Below are 16,429 nucleotides of genomic sequence, written 5' to 3'. Positions count from 1 at the left end.
TAGATAGACATAGCTGGAAAAGAGGGCCTGGAGCATGAGCGGCCGTCTGACAACTCATGTGCTGGATCTGTCACGTGGAATGCCGGCTGCAGGGATGAAACTACAACTTTGGAGCCTTGTAGAAGGCTCAGGCGAGCTGTTGCGTGAGGCAACCACGAACCATGACGGCAGACTGGATGCTCCGCTGCTGGAAGGAGTGGAGCTAGTCCCGGGCTGCTATGAGCTGCTGTTTTTGGCTGGAGATTACTTTCGGGATAGCGGACAGGAAGGAGTCTTTTTTCTGGAACAGGTCCCGATCCGGTTCAATATCCTTAAGACAGAAGATCATTATCATGTTCCGCTGCTTGTTGCTCCCGGAGGCTACAGTACATACCGGGGCAGCTAAATAGAGCAAGAGTTAATGACCGGAGGTGACCGATTCATGGAGGAATCATACGAGGTTATTATCAAAAATGGAGATGTCGTGCTGCCCGGAGAAGTACGGAAGCTGGATATTGGGGTTAAGGACGGGAAGATCGTTGCACTGGGCCAAGGGCTTCAGGCGGCGGCAGATACCACGCTCATTGATGCGGAGGGGCACTATGTACTGCCGGGAATGATCGATATGCATGTGCACTTTAATGAACCGGCGTTTGGCCACTGGGAAGGATTTCGTTCCGGTTCGGCAGCATTGGCGGCAGGAGGATGTACCTGCTATGCGGATATGCCGCTGAATGGGAATCCGCCTACGGTAAATCAGGCTGCACTTCAGCTCAAGACAGAAGCTGCCTCCGGGAATTCTGCAGTGGATTATGTATTGTGGGGCGGTCTTGTTCCTGGAAATCTAGGGGATTTAGAGGATCTGGCGAAGGCCGGCGTGACTGGCTTCAAGGCCTTTATCTCTAATCCTGGCGGTGAAGGAGAAGGGCGTTTTCGTGAGGTGGATGACGAGACGCTGTATTTGGGAATGCAAAAAATCGCCGCACTCGGCGGTATTCTCGCCCTGCATGCGGAGAGTGAAGATATTACGGCCGTGTTATCGGCGGATGCTGTTCACAGCGGAAAGACTGGAGCGCGGGACTTCGCTGCTTCCCGCCCTGCGATAGCGGAGCTTGAGGCAGTATCACGGGCGCTGCTGTACAGTGAACGTACCGGCTGCCGGCTGCATTTCGTGCATATCAGCACGGCTGCCGCGATTGAGATGATCCATGCTGCCAAGCAGCGCGGACTGGATGTGACGGCAGAAACCTGTCCGCATTATCTGATGCTGAGTGAAGACAGCATGGAACAGCTGGGGCCTGTAGCCAAATGCGCTCCGCCTCTCCGAAGCCCAGAAGAGCAGGAAAAGCTGTGGGAGGTGCTGGCTGAGGGCAAAATCGATCTGATCGCCTCAGATCATTCGCCTTGTCCGCCTGAGCTTAAGCTGAATCCTGATTTAACATTTTTTGAAGCCTGGGGCGGGATCTCGGGGGCTCAGAGCAGCCTGGAGCTAATGTTCCATGAAGGAGTTCATGTGCGCGGACTGCCGGTTACCCTAGTCTCGGCTTTATTGTCGGAGAAGCCGGCGCGGCGATTCGGACTTGACCACCGCAAAGGCTCTATCGCGCCGGGGCTGGATGCCGATCTGGTGCTGCTGAATCCAAGGGCCGATTACACACTGGCTGCGGCGGATCTGTTCTATCGGCACAAGCACAGCCCCTATACCGGAATGACTTTATCCTGCAAGGTTACAGCCACGATCTGCCGGGGGAATGTGGTATATACCGCTGAACAAGGTGTGGTGTCGCCGGACAAAGGAAAATGGCTGCAAATTAATTATGGGCAGCCGGCTCTATGAAGAGGCCGTTCCTGCACGCCCCGGCTGCAGACATGCTGGAGCTGCTCGAGGAATTGGCAGCGTTCAGCACCCCGGGACCGGGTGTTACCCGTCTGCTATATACGCCGGAGTGGAGCGGGGCACAGCATTTTTTGCAGGAAAAAATGGCTGTGCTCGGGCTGGAGGTTCATACGGATCCAGTAGGTAATGTCTTTGGGCGGCTGAGCGGATCACAGGATTCTGATAAAGTAATCCTTACCGGCTCCCATATCGACACCGTTGTGAACGGCGGCAAATATGACGGAGCTTATGGAGTAGCGGCTGCTGTCACCGCGATGCACTATTTGGCAGAGACTTTCGGGCGTCCGCTGCGGACGCTGGAGGTTGCTGCGTTCTGTGAGGAGGAGGGGAGCCGCTTTCCGCTGACGTTCTGGGGTTCCGGGAATGTGACGGGCCTATACAACGGAAGCATGGCGGAGTCTGTCTCTGATCTGGAGGGGATTACACTTATGGCGGCAATGGAGTCCTGCGGTCTACTTAACCAGGGGAGCCAGCCAAACCATGATGATCACGCTGACCGCCTCATGATTTCCGCCCGGAGAGACGATATCGGGACGTATGTCGAGCTACATATCGAGCAGGGCATCATTTTGGAGCAGTCCGCTCAGCAAATTGGGGTGGTGCAGGCGATTGTTGGCCAAAGACGATTCACTGCCAGAGTCATTGGAACCGCGAATCATGCCGGAACAACGCCGATGAGGCTGCGCCAGGATGCGCTTGCCGGTACAGCGGAGATGCTGTCTGCGCTTGAGCAGTTTGCTGTTGAAGAGGGGGAGCCGCTGGTAGCCACCACTGGCAGGCTGGAAGTCTTTCCGGGAACATCGAATGTGATCCCGGGCGAAGTGCAGTTCACGCTGGATATCCGCCACAGTGAGACAGAGCGGCTGGAGAGCTTCTGTTCCCGGGTCATGGCAAAGTTTAGAGAGATTGCGGCCCGGCGCGGGCTTAAGCTTGAGCTTGAGCAGACGCTGGCTACGTCTCCCGCTCCGATGAACCAGGCGCTATGTGAAGCCCTTGAACATATCTGTCAGGAGCAGGGGAGAGACTTCCGCAGTATGGTGAGCGGGGCGGGGCATGATGCTCAGCTGTTCGCGCCAAGGTGTCCGACGGCGATGATTTTTGTGCCCAGCCGGGCGGGGATCAGCCATTCTCCGGAGGAATATTCCTCGCCAGGGGAGCTGGCGGCTGGGCTGGATGTTCTGACAGCATTACTATATAAGCTTGCCTACGAGCAAAACTGAACTTATAGAGGGAGAGATAATCATGAAGCGGTACGAAGATTTGTCACCGTCCCTGCGGTGCATTATGACCCCCGGACCGGTGGAGGTCGATCCGCGTGTGCTGCGGGCAATGTCTTTTCCCGTACTTGGACAATTCGATCCTGAATTTACAGACATTATGAATGAGACGATGGGAATGCTGCGCGAGCTGTTTGCAACGGAGAATAAATGGGCTTATCCCGTGGACGGTACCTCACGCTCCGGTATTGAAGCAGTAATGGTCAGCCTGATCGCTCCGGGTGACCGGGTGCTGATCCCGATCTATGGGCGGTTCGGCCATTTGCTGCATGAGATCGCCGAACGCTGCGGTGCCGAGGTATTCACGATCGAGAAAACCTGGGGCAGTGTATTTACGCCGGAGGAGGTCATCACCGCGATCAAGAGCGTCAACCCTGACGTGGTTGCCATGGTTCATGGCGAGACCTCGACTGGACGGGTGCAGCCGCTGACCGGGATTGGGCGGGCCTGCCGTGAGCACGATGCGCTGCTGATTGTGGATGCTGTGGCGACTATTGGCGGGGTACCGGTGGAGACAGATGCCTGGATGCTGGATGCCGTTGTCGGCGGCACTCAGAAATGCCTGTCCATTCCTTCAGGCATGGCGCCGGTAACCTATAATGAGCGCGCCGAAGCCAAACTTATGAAGCGTAAACAGGTAGAACGCGGACTGCGCACAGGCGGAGCTCAGAGCAGTGAGCTGCCAGTGGTTCGCAGCAATTATTTTGATCTGGGCATGCTGCAGGATTACTGGAGCGAACAGAGGCTGAATCACCATACTGAAATGACCTCCATGCTCTATGCACTGCGGGAGGGGGTGCGGCTCGTGCTGGAAGAAGGGCTTCGGGAGCGGCATACCCGGCATGCCTTGCACGAACGGGCTCTGGTCGCTGGACTTACGGCAATGGGCCTAGAGCTGTATGGAGACCCGGAGAGCAAGCTGACGGTTGTGACCTGTGTACTCATTCCGGAAGGGGTGGACGGCGAGTCGGTGCGGGAGATGCTGCTTAGCCGCTTTGGCATTGAGATTGCCAGCTCTTTCGGTCCATTAAAAGGGCTGATCTGGCGCATTGGCACCATGGGCTTCAGCTGCCGCGAGAATAATGTGCTGCGTGTGCTGGGTGCACTGGAGGCTGCCCTGCTGCGGCACGGCTATGCGGTTCCTTGCGGGCTTGGCGTTCAGGCAGCATTAGATGAATATGAGGCAAATGCGGAATAAAGCTATCCTATCCGGTATAATGCTGTTTGTATATGTCAACGGGAGGAGAGAAGTATATGTTATTTGAAAGAAAACCGCTTGCCGATTGTGTCCCCGATCTTGTGGCCACCGCGCGAGGCGATCTGCCGGCTACCCTGGTTATTACTGGCGGCAAACTTGTCAATGTATGCTCTGGTGAAATTCTGGAGGGAATGTCTGTCGCCGTTCAGGGCGGACGTATCGCATATGTGGGCAAGGACGTCTCACACATGACCGGCGAAAGTACTCGGGTCATTGAAGCCGCCGGTAGATATCTGGCTCCGGGTCTGCTGGACGGACACTGTCATATTGAGAGTACGCAGCTGACGGTGACGGAGTTTGCCCGCGCTGTGCTACCGCTTGGTACTACAGGCGGATTCTTCGACGCGCATGAGATTGCCAACGTGTTCGGACTGAAGGGTATTGAGCTGATGCTGGAGGAGATGCGCGGAACACCGCTCGCTGCATATATGCAGGTAGCCTCCTGCGTGCCTTCGGCGGGTGCCGAATTTGAAACGACCGGCGCTTCCATAGGACCGGATGAGGTAGCGGAAGCCTATACCTGGGGCGACGACGTTATTGCCCTGGGCGAAGTGATGAACTTCCCCGGTGTGGTTTACGGCGATGCAAAAATGCTCGGGGAAATTCAGGCGACATTGCGCGCAGGCCGGGTGGTGGATGGGCATTTCACCTGGCCTTCGAATGATTGGAGGCTGCCTGTGTATGCGGCCGCTGGCGTAACCGGCGATCATGAGTGTGTTACGGCCGAGGATGTAATCGAACGCGTCCGTCTGGGTATGTATGCCAAAATGCGGCGCGGCTCCGCCTGGCATGATGTGGCGAAGACGATTACCGCACACACGGAGCATGGGCTGGACCCGCGCCGGATGCTGCTCGTGACCGATGACCGCAGCTCGGAATCCTTGCGCGACGAAGGTCATATGGATTTTGTGGTGCGCCATGCCATCTCGCAAGGGGTGAAGCCGGTGACAGCCTTTCAAATGGCGACGATCAACACCGCTGAACGCTTTGGGGTTGCCCGTGATATCGGCTCGATTACACCGGGGTCCTGTGCCGATATGATTTTGCTGGACGGCAATCTGGCGGATGTTCATGTAGTGACGACTATAGCGGCAGGTGTTGTGGTGGCCGAGAATGGGTTCATGACTGTTCCCCTTGAGACGTATACGTATCCTGATGAGGTGCTGACTTCGGTTCATTTGCCGCAGCTCCCAGTGGCTGAGGATTTTGTGATCCGTACCCCCATTGAATCTGGTAGTCTGCCAACACGGGTCATTCGGGTTATTGAGAACCATGTGGAGACGGAGGAGCTTATTCTACAACTGCCCGTAGAAGCAGGAAGACTGCAGTTAGAGAACGGCCTTTGCAAAATAGCTGTCTTTGAGCGTCACAAAGGAACCGGCAACAAATCGGTTGGTGTTGTAGCAGGAATCGGCTTCCATGAGCCTGCGGCCATAGCCATGACCGTGGCCCATGACAGCCACAATGTGCTGGTGATTGGCAATGATGATGAACTGATGGCGGCAGCAGCAAGGGCGGTAGCGGAAACTCAGGGCGGTGTGGCTGTATTCACAGCCACCGGAACCACGCTTTTTCCGCTGGCTATCGCCGGACTGATGTCCGTAGAGCCGTTCGAAATTGCAGCGGCACAATCTGCGGCGATCAGCAAAGCGCTTTATGATTCGGGGTGTACGTTGAATTATGCCTTTATGACCTTGTCCTTGCTTGCGCTGGCCGTGATTCCGACTCTGCGCATCTCCGATAAAGGCTTGGTCCGCATCTCACCGGAAGAGGGAATTCAACTCGTTTCCTTGTTTGTATAGTTCAAAATAGCCAATTCAAACGATGGGGTGTCTACAGTCATTCATTTGACTGGGATACCCCATTTTTACTATGGAAATAATCGCTGGACGTAGTACTTTTAGACTCCTCGGGCCGTAAAAAGTAACGATATTGTAATCAAAACATATAAATTAACCATTTCATCACATTAAGAAACATATTTTTTTAAAATTTTTATGAAAAAGATTAACAAACAGCAGGAAATAGACGATAATACTTTTAAATTAGTTAAAATTATTGCCTTATTGTGATGATGACAAGGTACGGAAAGCCCAAATATGAGGAACGGGGTGTATGAAATGATGAGATTGGATACGCAAGACATCGTGAATATCACCAGAAAGCAAATCGCGGCCATTTTTAAAATGGAGCCGCTTGAACTGAGGTTCGTCAATGATTTTCAAGGTGAGCAGTATCTGTTAACCAATGACAAGCTGCATCTCAACAACCAGCACTACTGGGCCAAGGTTATGGAGTGTGTCTTTGACAACCATACCCGGCCGGTTCTGATGTGTGAGGTGCTGTACTTCCTGAGGAACGAATTTTTGGAGAGTGATATCAAGCTTCGTTTTTCTTATGATTTTGCAGAAGGTGCTGATGGAGGGGCTGTGGCGTGGGCTGAGGTGAGTTTCAATGATTCACCTGAATTGCAGCCGGGAGAAATCGCCGAATTAATCGATTTTGCACTGTCGTTGCAGGATAAGCAATGGTTCGAGGAATTGACTTCCAAATACAAACAGTTGACTGCATGAGTCTAACTTTCATTCATAGAGTCCTTACGGAATCAGACTGACAAGCCGCTCTACTCGCATGTTTTTATGCGGATAGGCGGCTTGTATTATTTTTGTCCGCATATGGAGGGGACTTTCACCTCCAGCCTTGACCATGCCTTTCTACCAGCTGGGCCAGAAATTTAATCCATGCCTCATTCTCATTCAGACAAGGAACAGCGATGAGGTTGTCTGCTTGCCCGCCGCCCTCTTCGAACAGCTCCCGGCCTTCGATGGCCAGCTCATGCAGTGTTTCAAGGCAATCGGTTACAAGCCCGGGAGAGAAAATCAGCGGTCGGCAGACTCCACGGCTGGCGAGCTCCTTAAGAACATCAGAGGTAGAAGGGCCAATCCATTCCTCCCGTCCGAAGCGGGATTGAAAAGTAGCCTGCCAGCATCCTGGCTTCCAATCCATGGCTTCCGCAAGCAGCCTTGCCGTTTCCAGACACTGCAGCGGGTAGGGATCTCCTGTATCAGCATATCTGCGGGGAATGCCATGAAAGGTCAGCACAAAATAATCCGGCACTGAACTTAAGCGGGTTATGTGCTGCTGAAGATGCATCTTCATCGCCGAGATGTAGCCGGGTTCATTATAGTAGGCTTCCACAAATCGCAGGGCCGGGACAAATCTTTTGGTTACCGGACCGCTGGCGCTGCGACGTCCAAGAGCGGCAAAGCTCGCAGCATCATAGACGGAAGCGGTTGTAGTAGAAGAATATTGCGGAAAAAGGGGAATGATGATCATCCGTGTTACACCGGCCGCTTCCAGCTTAGCGATCGCCTGCTCCATGCTTGGCGTACTATAGGCGAGCCCGAGCTCTACCTGGTAACACCTGCCAAGTATCCGCTGAAGCGCGGCACACTGGGCTAGTGAATGAATCAGCAGTGGTGAGCCGTCCTGATGCCAGATCTGGCTGTACAGCAGGGCTGAACGGCGCGGCCTGACGCGTAGAATGATTCCCCTTAGCAGCGGCTGCCAGAAGAGCGGCGGATAATCAACAATTCTTCGGTCTGATAAGAAACGGAGCAGATAGGGCCGGACGGCCTTGGCATTGGGGGCTTCGGGAGTTCCAATCTGAGCAAGAATGACTCCGATAGGAGGGGGGGACAGCATGGTTAGGACTCCTTTCTATCCAATAGACATCGTTTTAAAATATCACATCCATTATTGAGAATACAGTATAAAGAATCACATGATTATCATAACCCGGAGTAAATGGGAGGAATTGAGAGAGATAAAAAGTATCTATTTTGAATTAATTGCGAAATAGTGATGTTTCTTATAGGGTATGTGATTTTGTATACAGAGAATCAAAGGATAAATTTGATACCATCAAGCCAGAAATTACCGCTGGCAGGCTTGAATCCTTTTGTGAATTAATTCACCTTTTGTATAGACCATATAAAATGGATGTATTCTTTCGTACACGGGATGGGTCGCGCACGAACTGGAGAGGGGGGATGAACTCTTATGTCTTATGAAGAGAAAGGAGGATCTTCATAAGAACAGAAGAGAGATAAGCATGTTGAAGCTTGTATTTGAAATGCTACATATTACTGGGGATATGGTAAAGGAGAATACTCATTGAAAAAGCTAATTTCTTTGACAGTCACCGCAGCTTTGCTGCTCGCACCACTTGCGTACACGATTAATGCACCTGCTCTGAACCTGAAGGTGGATGCGGTTTCAGCAGCATCGGAAGAAGCACCAGCAGCCACAGCCAAACCGGCAGCCACAGCCAAACCGGCCGCTACGGCTAAGCCAACACCGAAAGCAACAGCAAAACCAAAACCAACGGCAAAACCAAAGCCAACAGTGAAACCAACGCCAAAAGCGACAGCCAAGCCAGTTGCGACAGCAAAACCGGCTGCAACGCCAAAAGCGACAGCCAAACCAGCTGCGACAGCCAAACCAGTTGCCACAGCCAAACCAGTTACTACAGCTAAACCAGTTGCCACAGCTAAACCGGTAGCAACTGCTAAACCCGTAACAGTAAAACAAGCTGTGTATCAGGATGGAGTGTACGTTGCTTATGGCAACGCTTACTCCAAAGGCACAGAAGGTGCTAAAATAACAATCAAAGATGGCAAGATTACGGCTATCGAGCTTATGAGAACCAATCCGAAAATCATCGATGCCAACGCACGCGACAATTACAGCGGCGTATGGGTGGCTTACGGATTAATGAAAAACAGACTGCTTGGCCAAACCAGAGACAGTGCAGCAGCAGTTGATGCTGTTTCCGGCGCAACACGCTCCAGCAACGGCTGGAAACTGGCGGTAGACAGAGCGTTTGAAAGATCGCTTGAGGTAAAACCTGCTGATGCTACTTATTTTGCCGGAGATCACATGGGTGTGGATCCAGAAGGCAAATATGCAGTATTCGCCAGCTATGATGCGAACAAGCTTACTGCTGTTAAGCTGTATCCGCTGAATGCCAATGGAAGTTTCGTGGATGAGAAGGCGTACACTGCAGAACAGACTGCTGCGATTACGGCAATTACACCTGTACTGCTCGCTAACGGTTCTTCCGCTCAGCCAGTTGCCGGCTACGAAGCGGATTCCAAGGCTGCTATCAAGGCTTTCTGGGATGCTGAACAAAACGCTACCATCAACAACACTTCCGCTTACATTGACGGATTCTATTCTTCTTACGGTACTGCAAGAAGCGTAGGCGTAGAAAGAGCAGATGTTATTATCCGCAACGGCAAGCTGGTAGATGTAAAGCTGTACAGACTGGGTACCAACCTGATCGACAGAGGCGCAACTGCCTATGCGGAAGTGGTTAAAGCCAATGCACCAATGACTGCAAAATTGCTTGCTAATGGTTCTTATATCGCTAATTATGATGAGAAGGTAGACGGCATTTCCGGCGCTACTGAAAGCAGCCACGGCTGGAATCAGGCTGTAGAAAGAGCTTTCGAAAAGGCTCTGAAAGTTCCAACAGCCGGCCAGTATTTTGACGGAAAATTTGCCGGTGTAGACAATGCTTCCAAAGTCCTGCTGCTTGTTGATGTAGCAGCAGACCAGGTAACTGGTATTAAAATGAGCTTGTTTGGAACCGACGGCAAGCTGATTGCTGACGACAAGCTGACTCCAGAACAAAAAACGCTGGTGAACCAGCTTACAGCAGCTATGCTGGACAAAGGCGTAGAAATGGATTATGTAAACGGTCAAGAAACCTTGTCTGCAGCAGCAAAGGCAGCTCTGGTTGACGCTTTGACCAATGCTTCCAAAGTTCAAGGCACTTATAAAGACGGTACATTCACCGCCTATGGTGATGCTTATGATAAAGGAACCAACAAAGCTGATGTTACCCTGCGTAATGGTAAAATCGTAAATGTAACGCTTACCCGTGTAGGCATGAACATGGTTGACCTGGGTAAAAACGCTTATGTTGAAGTACAAAAAGCCCTTCCTCAGCTGACAGCCAGCTTCCTTGCCGCAGGCACCAGAGAAGGCGTTCAGCAAGTAGATGCAGTATCTGGCGCAACCAGCAGCAGCAAGGCACTAAAGGCTGCTGTGGACAGAGCTTACGGCAAAGCCGAAGTTACTGAAGCGAACAAAGCAGCTTACTTTGACGGAACCTTCATTGGTGTAAGTACTGACAAGTCGGTAAATGTTATGGTCTATGTCAAAAACGGTGTTCCTGTGAACATGGTTCTCTACTTCCTGGACTATGCAGGAAAAGTAAAGGGACTCAATCAATTGACCGACGCTGAAAAAGCAGTAAAAGCTGAAATTGAGACTACCTCGTCCGGTTCTGGTCTGCACAAGTACGGATATCGTCCGGCTGCATTCGGTTCCAACGATGATGAGAAAACAGTCTCTGCCAAAGTGGTAGAAGCGATCAAAGCCGCTCTGGAAACAGCAGGTAAGTAATTTCCTAATAAGCATTGAAGGGGTTGTCCTTGGTCATTTGCAATTGGCCTGGGATAACCCCTTTTTATATCGATGAAGAACGGGTTATGATGGGATGGGACATAAATTGCGATGGCAATCGTATAGTAATTTAAAGGGTTTTTGGAGGTGAATGTCTAAAGTTTAATATACACAACAGGTGACAGCCTGTTAGTAATGGGAGGCTCCAAAATGACACTTATTAAACAGCTATCTCCGCAGGATGAATTTGTCGGCTTTTATCTGTTACGGGAGCTGGCAATCAAACAAACAAACGGTACTCCTCCGAAGGATTATTTTGATATTGTTCTGGGTGATTCCAGCGGCCAAATATCCGCTAAATATTGGGATGCAAGTACGACCGATAAAGAAACCTTTTTCCCGATGGCGCTTGTGAAGGTACGCGGGGTTGCGCATACTTACCGCGAGAAGCTTCAAGTGAAGATTACCAAGATCAGACTGGCAAGTGATTCGGATAATGTTTCACTCACTGATTTTATAAGGTCCGCACCCATCCGTCCGGTGGATCTGATTCATACCATCAAAGGGGTGATGAATAGCATCACCGACCCGGAGATTGCGACCATTGTATCGTTTTGTGTGGGCAAAGTGGAAGAGAAATTAATGCATTATCCGGCGGCCAAAACCCATCATCACGCGTATTTCGCCGGTCTTGCTTATCATATGGTGCGGATGCTGGAAATCGGCGAGTTCCTCTGCAAGCAGCGGCCGTTCCTGAATCCCGATCTGATGAAGGCGGGGATTATTCTGCATGATATCGCCAAGCCCGAGGAAATGATCTCGCAGTTCGGGATTGTATCTGACTACAGTGTGCAGGGTAAGCTGATCGGCCATATCTCTATGGCGTCCAATTGGATCACCGAGGCTGCGATCCGCTCAGATATTGATTTGGAATCGGAAAAAGTGCTCGGCTTGCAGCATCTCGTATTATCTCACCATAACCTGGGTGAGTGGGGAAGCCCGGTTCAGCCGCAGACGGCAGAGGCCGTGGCTCTTCACCATATTGATGCGATGGATGCGAAGCTGCAAATGGTGGAAGATGCGCTGGATACGACACCGGAGACAGAAGAGTGGACGCCGTTCATCCGGGGGCTGGAGAATAAGGCTGTGTATCGGATGAAGATATAGTTCTATCTCCATTAAAATGAAAGTTTTCTATTTAGGGTTTGCCGTGACTCCAGAGAATGTTTGGACTTCCGGCCGCTGTTATATTTGGATTTCCTGATTGAAACCGCTGGACGCGGTAGAAATCCAAATATAAAGGCGGACGCGTTCGCTCCTCCAGTTCCAAACTTCTCCTCCGTCATTTACCCTTTTTAGTAGTTTTCAAGTTCAACGGATATAGATAGGGTTGTGTAGCAAGAAGAAGCAGGAAGAACCCCCGATCCGCTAAATGGATCGGGGGTTCTGTGTGCTGGGGGAAGCGCTGTGGTCAGGGCAGAATTAAAAGAAACTGCTAAAGTTAGATGAACCGCCGAAATCTTTCCGGCCCAGGGAAGCAGAAGAGGATGAAAGACCCGGAGCACCGGGAGCACCGGAAAGCTTGTTGGTGGCAGATTTTTTGGCAGCAGGTTTCTTGGCAGTTTTCTTAGGCGGAGACTTGAAAGGGGTATAGCCGCCGGCATACATCGTTCCGGCCTTATAGCCTTGACTCCCGGCCAGATGTAAGGGATCAGTGTGCTGCTCTCGTTCCATCAGCTTGAGTAGAATGGCGGCTGCAGCCCTGGCATCATCCAGTGCATCGTGATGCTTCAGGCTGATCCCGAAATACTGGGATATCACATTCAGTTTATGGGAGGGCAGCTCCTGCAGCATCTTTTTGCCAAGCAGGTAGGTGCACATGTATTGAAAATCCGGATAGCTGAAGGCCGAGCGGTCCAGACAATAACGCAGGACACTCATATCAAAGGCAGCGTTATGCGCTACCACAACCTCTCCCTGCAGCAGCGGTTCAAGCGTTGGCCACAGTTCATCAAACGTAGGCTTACCCTCAACCATCGAGGGGGTGATCCCGTGAATCGCAATATTCATGCCGTCGAACCGCTGCTGCGGATCAATCAGCCATACATGCTCGGTGCTCACAACTCCTTCTCTCACTTGAACAAGCCCCAAAGCGCAGGCGCTGGAGCGGCTGGAGTTGGCAGTTTCAAAGTCAATCGCTGTAAAATTCATAGGTAAAGCCCCTTATTCATCATATAAGGTAATTTTAAAGGAGCGGATGATCAATTACAATCTATTCAATTTACAAAGGTTAGTTAATATGGTATCTCTTATCTATAAGGATTGGTGAAGGTTTCCAGATCAAGGCAATAGCCCTTGACCAGGGTATTTCCGTTCATAATATCGGTGTCATAGGCCCGCTGGAAACCTAGTCTGTCGTAGAGCCTGATCGCTGAAGCCATCATATCCGAGGTGTGGAGATTCAAGGTAGTGGCTCCAAGCTCCTTGGATCTTCTGGCTGCTTCACGGATCAGTAATGCTGCGATCCCGCGGCCCCGGGTACCCGGAGAGACGGCCAGTAGACGGATAATAGGGGAATGGATGCCCAGTTCCGGTCTCCCGTACGCTTTCTCGGAGGAGAGGAAGAGCAGCACACTTCCGACAATCCGGTTGTCCATTTCAGCGATGATCCGCGCATATGGAGCAGTTCCGTCTACAGAATCAAGAATGGAATGACGGTATTCAGCCCAAAAGGGCTCAGGCAGTTCGGCTGCATATTGACCATAGGCCTCCAGGAGCAGTTCGGCAATGGCATCACGGTCTGAATCCGCTGCGTTGCGGATATGGATCTTTTTAAAGCTGGACATAGTATGCCTCCTGTTCCTAATCCAAATGATTGAGATTAATTATAATTGACAAATCCGATGAATATAAGAGGGATTTAACAATTCTGATAAAAGGATAGAAAAGTTCTATTTATAAGAGTGATTAGTTGACAAGAAAAGGAGCTGTGAATAAGATATAAACTAAATCTATAGGTAAGTACTGCTTTAATTCCTTGTTAATCGATTGGAAAAGTGAATATTATATGTGTGAGATGGAGGGGAAGGCAATTGAACATCGAAAATATTGAGGCCTTTGTATATATCAACCACTATGGGAGCTTCAATAAGGCCGCAGATGTCCTGTATATTTCCCAGCCTACAGTGACTGCCCGTATTCAGTCGCTCGAACGGGAGCTGGATTGCAGAGTATTTGACCGGCTCGGCAAACAGATACATCTCACAGAAAAAGGCAGGCAGTTCCTCCCCTACGCTCAGCAAATTCTGCAGGTCTACCAATCAGGCAAACATCAAATCCAATCGAAGGGACTTGTTCCGGATGAGCTGAGAATCGGGAGTACGGTATCAGTCTCCAATTATCTGATGCCGCATCTTCTGCTGCATTTGAAGAGCGCTTATCCAAACCTGACGCTCAAACTGACAACAGCGTCTACCGAAGCTTTGATTGACAAGCTGAAAGCGAAGGATATTGACCTTGCCTTTATCCGAAAAGTAGTGAATCCGGCGATCCAGGCCTATCCATTCTGTGAAGACCCCATCTCATTATATGTGTATGAGGGACATCCTCTGGCACAGTCCGGGCCGGGCCGCACTTCCATTCAGAGTATTCGCGAGGAGACGCTTGTTTTCTTTGAATGCGGTTCTTTGGATTGGTTGCGGCTCCACCGCGTATTTGAGAGCATGGAGCAGCCGCCGAATATTGTGTATCAGGTAGATAATCTGGAGACAGCCAAGAAGCTGGTGATCAGAAAAGCGGGTATTTGCTTTCTCCCGGCCCTGAGTGTTCAGGATGAAGTGAAAGCCGGAACTTTGATTCGGGTGGATATTGCCGAGACGGAGGGCATCTCATTACGGACCAGCCTGATCTCTCTGAATGGGGAGCATGCCGGATTTATTGAAAGCCTGCTGGAGATCGTGCCGGGCAAAACGCCTAATCGACTTATTGTATAAATGGATTAAAAAACTCTATTAGCGCATGATTGCATGCAGTGATAAAGTTAATTGCATATAATCACCACTAATTCTATAGGGATTATATAATATTATTTGCTGGAGGGATAGGAGATGGGGGAGGTCTACCGGCTTGCAGAGCTTAAAGATGCGCAGCGATTGCAGGATATTACATATCGCGCCTATGCCATGATTCGTGAACTCGGGCTGCAATGGCCGGCAGCTACAGCCGACGTGGCCCTGATCGAAGATAATATAGCCACTAACGAGTGTTATGTGCTTGAAATTGACAACACCGTGCAGGCGACGGTCACGCTGTCAATGGGCGAGGAGATCAAGGCACTCACTGAGCTTCCTTTTGTCAAGTGGTTTGCGGTCAATCCGGACTCCCGCGGAAAAGGGTATGGCGGCAAGCTGCTGGATTGGGTGGAGGAGAATATCATCCTCGGCAAGCTGGGAGCATCTGCTGTTACTTTGGCTACAGCACAAAAACATCCCTGGCTGGTTTCTATGTATGAACGGCGGGGGTACGAAAAATTTGTGGAGCTGGACCCCCGCAATGGCGACGGGATTATGGTTCTGATGAGAAAGAAGCTTGCAGACCAAACAACTTCCATTCAAAGGGGATATAAAAGATGAAGAAGACGAAGAAGACAATCTCGCTAGCCTATGCTTTGATTTTAACGCTCGCGATTGCGGGCTGCGGTAATAATAGTGCGAGCAGCAATCAGGGCAACAATGTAGCTGAAGCAGCACCACAAACTACGGCAGAAACAACTGCCGCAACAGAAAAGCCAGCCCAAGTGACCAAGATCGTCGTCGGTACAGGAACTGGTTTTCCCAAGGTATGCTACATCGATGAGAACGGCAAGCTGACAGGCTTTGATGTGGAACTGATCAAGGAAGTTGACAACCGTCTGCCGGAGTACGAATTTGAACTGCAGACGATGGATTTCAGTAATCTGCTGCTGAGTCTGGACACCAAAAAAATCGATCTGGTCGCTCACGTCATGGAGAAAAACCCGGAGAGGGAGCAAAAGTACTCCTTTAACAAAGAAGCCTACGCCCATTGGAGAAACCGCATTATTGTTTCCAAGGACAATAACGATCCAATTCAGTCGCTGGATGATCTGAAAGGTAAAAAGGTGTTGACCAGTGCGACCAGTGCGCAGTCCACCATTCTGGAGAACTATAACAAGGAGCATGACAATGCGATTACGATCGTCTATCAGAACGGAGCCGCCAATGATACGGTAAGCCAAATTAGCTCAGGACGGGTGAATGCAACGCTCGCTGCAGATTTTGTACTGCCGATCATTGATCCGCAGGGCAAGCTGAAGGCCGTAGGCGGTGAACTGTCCTCCGCAGACATTCTGTATGTCTTCCGCAAAAATGAAGCTGAATCGCAAAAGCTGTCAGATGCTATTGACGGTGCTATCAAGGAATTGAAGGCAGACGGCACGCTTGGCAAGCTGAGCACAGAATGGCTGGGAGCGGATGTTACCGATGCATCGGTGAAGTGAACAGAACTATAGATCGGGGGAAGGGGGTG

Annotated in this window: 14 protein-coding genes; 11 read left to right on the top strand and 3 right to left on the bottom strand. The window is 50.9% G+C overall.

Annotated elements, in window-relative coordinates:
• Positions 1-34: 34 nt before the first annotated feature.
• The 6 genes from uraH to ACTJKB_RS14370 all read left to right on the top strand — a co-directional run bounded on the left by uraH (position 35) and on the right by ACTJKB_RS14370 (position 6,984).
• On the top strand, positions 35-385 hold the full coding sequence (gene uraH / locus ACTJKB_RS14395) for a hydroxyisourate hydrolase (protein ID WP_440834843.1): 351 nt from the start codon (positions 35-37) through the stop codon (positions 383-385).
• A 36-nt stretch (positions 386-421) separates the two neighbouring features.
• Complete coding sequence (locus ACTJKB_RS14390; RefSeq protein WP_440834842.1) at positions 422-1,816, top strand: allantoinase; 1,395 nt, start codon at positions 422-424, stop codon at positions 1,814-1,816.
• Complete coding sequence (locus ACTJKB_RS14385) at positions 1,813-3,096, top strand: M20 family metallo-hydrolase (protein ID WP_440834841.1); 1,284 nt, start codon at positions 1,813-1,815, stop codon at positions 3,094-3,096. Before ACTJKB_RS14390 ends, ACTJKB_RS14385 begins: the two co-directional genes overlap by 4 nt.
• A gap of 22 nt (positions 3,097-3,118) precedes the next feature.
• Positions 3,119-4,351 (top strand): pyridoxal-phosphate-dependent aminotransferase family protein, encoded by a 1,233-nt coding sequence (locus ACTJKB_RS14380; RefSeq protein ID WP_440834839.1) that lies wholly within the window; start codon positions 3,119-3,121, stop codon positions 4,349-4,351.
• Positions 4,352-4,407: 56 nt separating this feature from the next.
• Positions 4,408-6,213: an adenine deaminase gene (locus tag ACTJKB_RS14375; RefSeq protein WP_440834837.1), complete on the top strand. Its 1,806-nt coding sequence runs from the start codon at positions 4,408-4,410 to the stop codon at positions 6,211-6,213.
• Between the two features lie 345 nt (positions 6,214-6,558).
• Positions 6,559-6,984, top strand: a complete 426-nt coding sequence (locus ACTJKB_RS14370) for an IDEAL domain-containing protein (protein ID WP_440834836.1) — start codon at positions 6,559-6,561, stop codon at positions 6,982-6,984.
• A 115-nt stretch (positions 6,985-7,099) separates the two neighbouring features.
• On the opposite strand, the gene hemH is transcribed toward ACTJKB_RS14370, so the two are convergent.
• Positions 7,100-8,116: a ferrochelatase gene (hemH, locus tag ACTJKB_RS14365; RefSeq protein ID WP_440834834.1), complete on the bottom strand. Its 1,017-nt coding sequence runs from the start codon at positions 8,114-8,116 to the stop codon at positions 7,100-7,102.
• A gap of 471 nt (positions 8,117-8,587) precedes the next feature.
• Between hemH and ACTJKB_RS14360 the strand changes: the two genes are divergently transcribed.
• Together ACTJKB_RS14360 and ACTJKB_RS14355 are read left to right on the top strand one after the other, a co-directional pair.
• Positions 8,588-10,885 (top strand): FMN-binding protein, encoded by a 2,298-nt coding sequence (locus tag ACTJKB_RS14360; RefSeq protein ID WP_440834833.1) that lies wholly within the window; start codon positions 8,588-8,590, stop codon positions 10,883-10,885.
• A gap of 210 nt (positions 10,886-11,095) precedes the next feature.
• A complete protein-coding gene (locus tag ACTJKB_RS14355; RefSeq protein WP_440834832.1) occupies positions 11,096-12,052 on the top strand; it encodes a 3'-5' exoribonuclease YhaM family protein in 957 nt (318 codons plus the stop codon).
• Between the two features lie 315 nt (positions 12,053-12,367).
• Here ACTJKB_RS14355 and ACTJKB_RS14350 read toward each other — a convergent pair whose 3' ends face one another.
• Both ACTJKB_RS14350 and ACTJKB_RS14345 read right to left on the bottom strand, forming a co-directional pair.
• Positions 12,368-13,096, bottom strand: a complete 729-nt coding sequence (locus ACTJKB_RS14350) for a 3'-5' exonuclease (protein ID WP_440834830.1) — start codon at positions 13,094-13,096, stop codon at positions 12,368-12,370.
• 98 nt (positions 13,097-13,194) lie between these two features.
• Complete coding sequence (locus ACTJKB_RS14345) at positions 13,195-13,731, bottom strand: GNAT family N-acetyltransferase (protein ID WP_440834829.1); 537 nt, start codon at positions 13,729-13,731, stop codon at positions 13,195-13,197.
• Between the two features lie 246 nt (positions 13,732-13,977).
• Here ACTJKB_RS14345 and ACTJKB_RS14340 point away from each other — a divergent pair, with 246 nt between their 5' ends.
• The 3 genes from ACTJKB_RS14340 (at position 13,978) to ACTJKB_RS14330 (ending at position 16,400) form a co-directional block, all read left to right on the top strand.
• Positions 13,978-14,877 carry a LysR family transcriptional regulator gene (locus ACTJKB_RS14340; RefSeq protein WP_440834828.1) on the top strand — a complete coding sequence of 300 codons (900 nt, stop codon included), beginning with the start codon at positions 13,978-13,980 and terminating at the stop codon, positions 14,875-14,877.
• Between the two features lie 114 nt (positions 14,878-14,991).
• Entirely contained in the window at positions 14,992-15,516 is a 525-nt protein-coding gene (locus ACTJKB_RS14335) for a GNAT family N-acetyltransferase (RefSeq protein WP_440834826.1), read from the top strand.
• Positions 15,513-16,400, top strand: coding sequence for a transporter substrate-binding domain-containing protein (locus ACTJKB_RS14330; protein WP_440834825.1), 888 nt, complete (start codon positions 15,513-15,515; stop codon positions 16,398-16,400). The genes ACTJKB_RS14335 and ACTJKB_RS14330 overlap by 4 nt, the downstream gene beginning before the upstream one ends.
• Positions 16,401-16,429: the final 29 nt, after the last annotated feature.

Source organism: Paenibacillus sp. 22594 (assembly GCF_052044425.1).
Taxonomy (GTDB): Bacteria; Bacillota; Bacilli; order Paenibacillales; family Paenibacillaceae; genus Paenibacillus_AQ.
Note: the sequence above shows the minus strand (reverse complement) of the source record. Positions and strands in the feature narration are given on the sequence as shown.

Excerpts from the sequence above, each read along its gene's own strand:
- uraH (WP_440834843.1), top strand. The coding sequence starts at position 35 with ATGAGCGGCCGTCTGACAACTCATGTGCTGGATCTGTCACGTGGAATG.
- ACTJKB_RS14390 (WP_440834842.1), top strand. The coding sequence starts at position 422 with ATGGAGGAATCATACGAGGTTATTATCAAAAATGGAGATGTCGTGCTG.
- ACTJKB_RS14385 (WP_440834841.1), top strand. The coding sequence starts at position 1,813 with ATGAAGAGGCCGTTCCTGCACGCCCCGGCTGCAGACATGCTGGAGCTG.
- ACTJKB_RS14380 (WP_440834839.1), top strand. The coding sequence starts at position 3,119 with ATGAAGCGGTACGAAGATTTGTCACCGTCCCTGCGGTGCATTATGACC.
- ACTJKB_RS14375 (WP_440834837.1), top strand. The coding sequence starts at position 4,408 with ATGTTATTTGAAAGAAAACCGCTTGCCGATTGTGTCCCCGATCTTGTG.
- hemH (WP_440834834.1), bottom strand. The coding sequence starts at position 8,116 with ATGCTGTCCCCCCCTCCTATCGGAGTCATTCTTGCTCAGATTGGAACT.
- ACTJKB_RS14355 (WP_440834832.1), top strand. The coding sequence starts at position 11,096 with ATGACACTTATTAAACAGCTATCTCCGCAGGATGAATTTGTCGGCTTT.
- ACTJKB_RS14350 (WP_440834830.1), bottom strand. The coding sequence starts at position 13,096 with ATGAATTTTACAGCGATTGACTTTGAAACTGCCAACTCCAGCCGCTCC.
- ACTJKB_RS14345 (WP_440834829.1), bottom strand. The coding sequence starts at position 13,731 with ATGTCCAGCTTTAAAAAGATCCATATCCGCAACGCAGCGGATTCAGAC.
- ACTJKB_RS14335 (WP_440834826.1), top strand. The coding sequence starts at position 14,992 with ATGGGGGAGGTCTACCGGCTTGCAGAGCTTAAAGATGCGCAGCGATTG.
- ACTJKB_RS14330 (WP_440834825.1), top strand. The coding sequence starts at position 15,513 with ATGAAGAAGACGAAGAAGACAATCTCGCTAGCCTATGCTTTGATTTTA.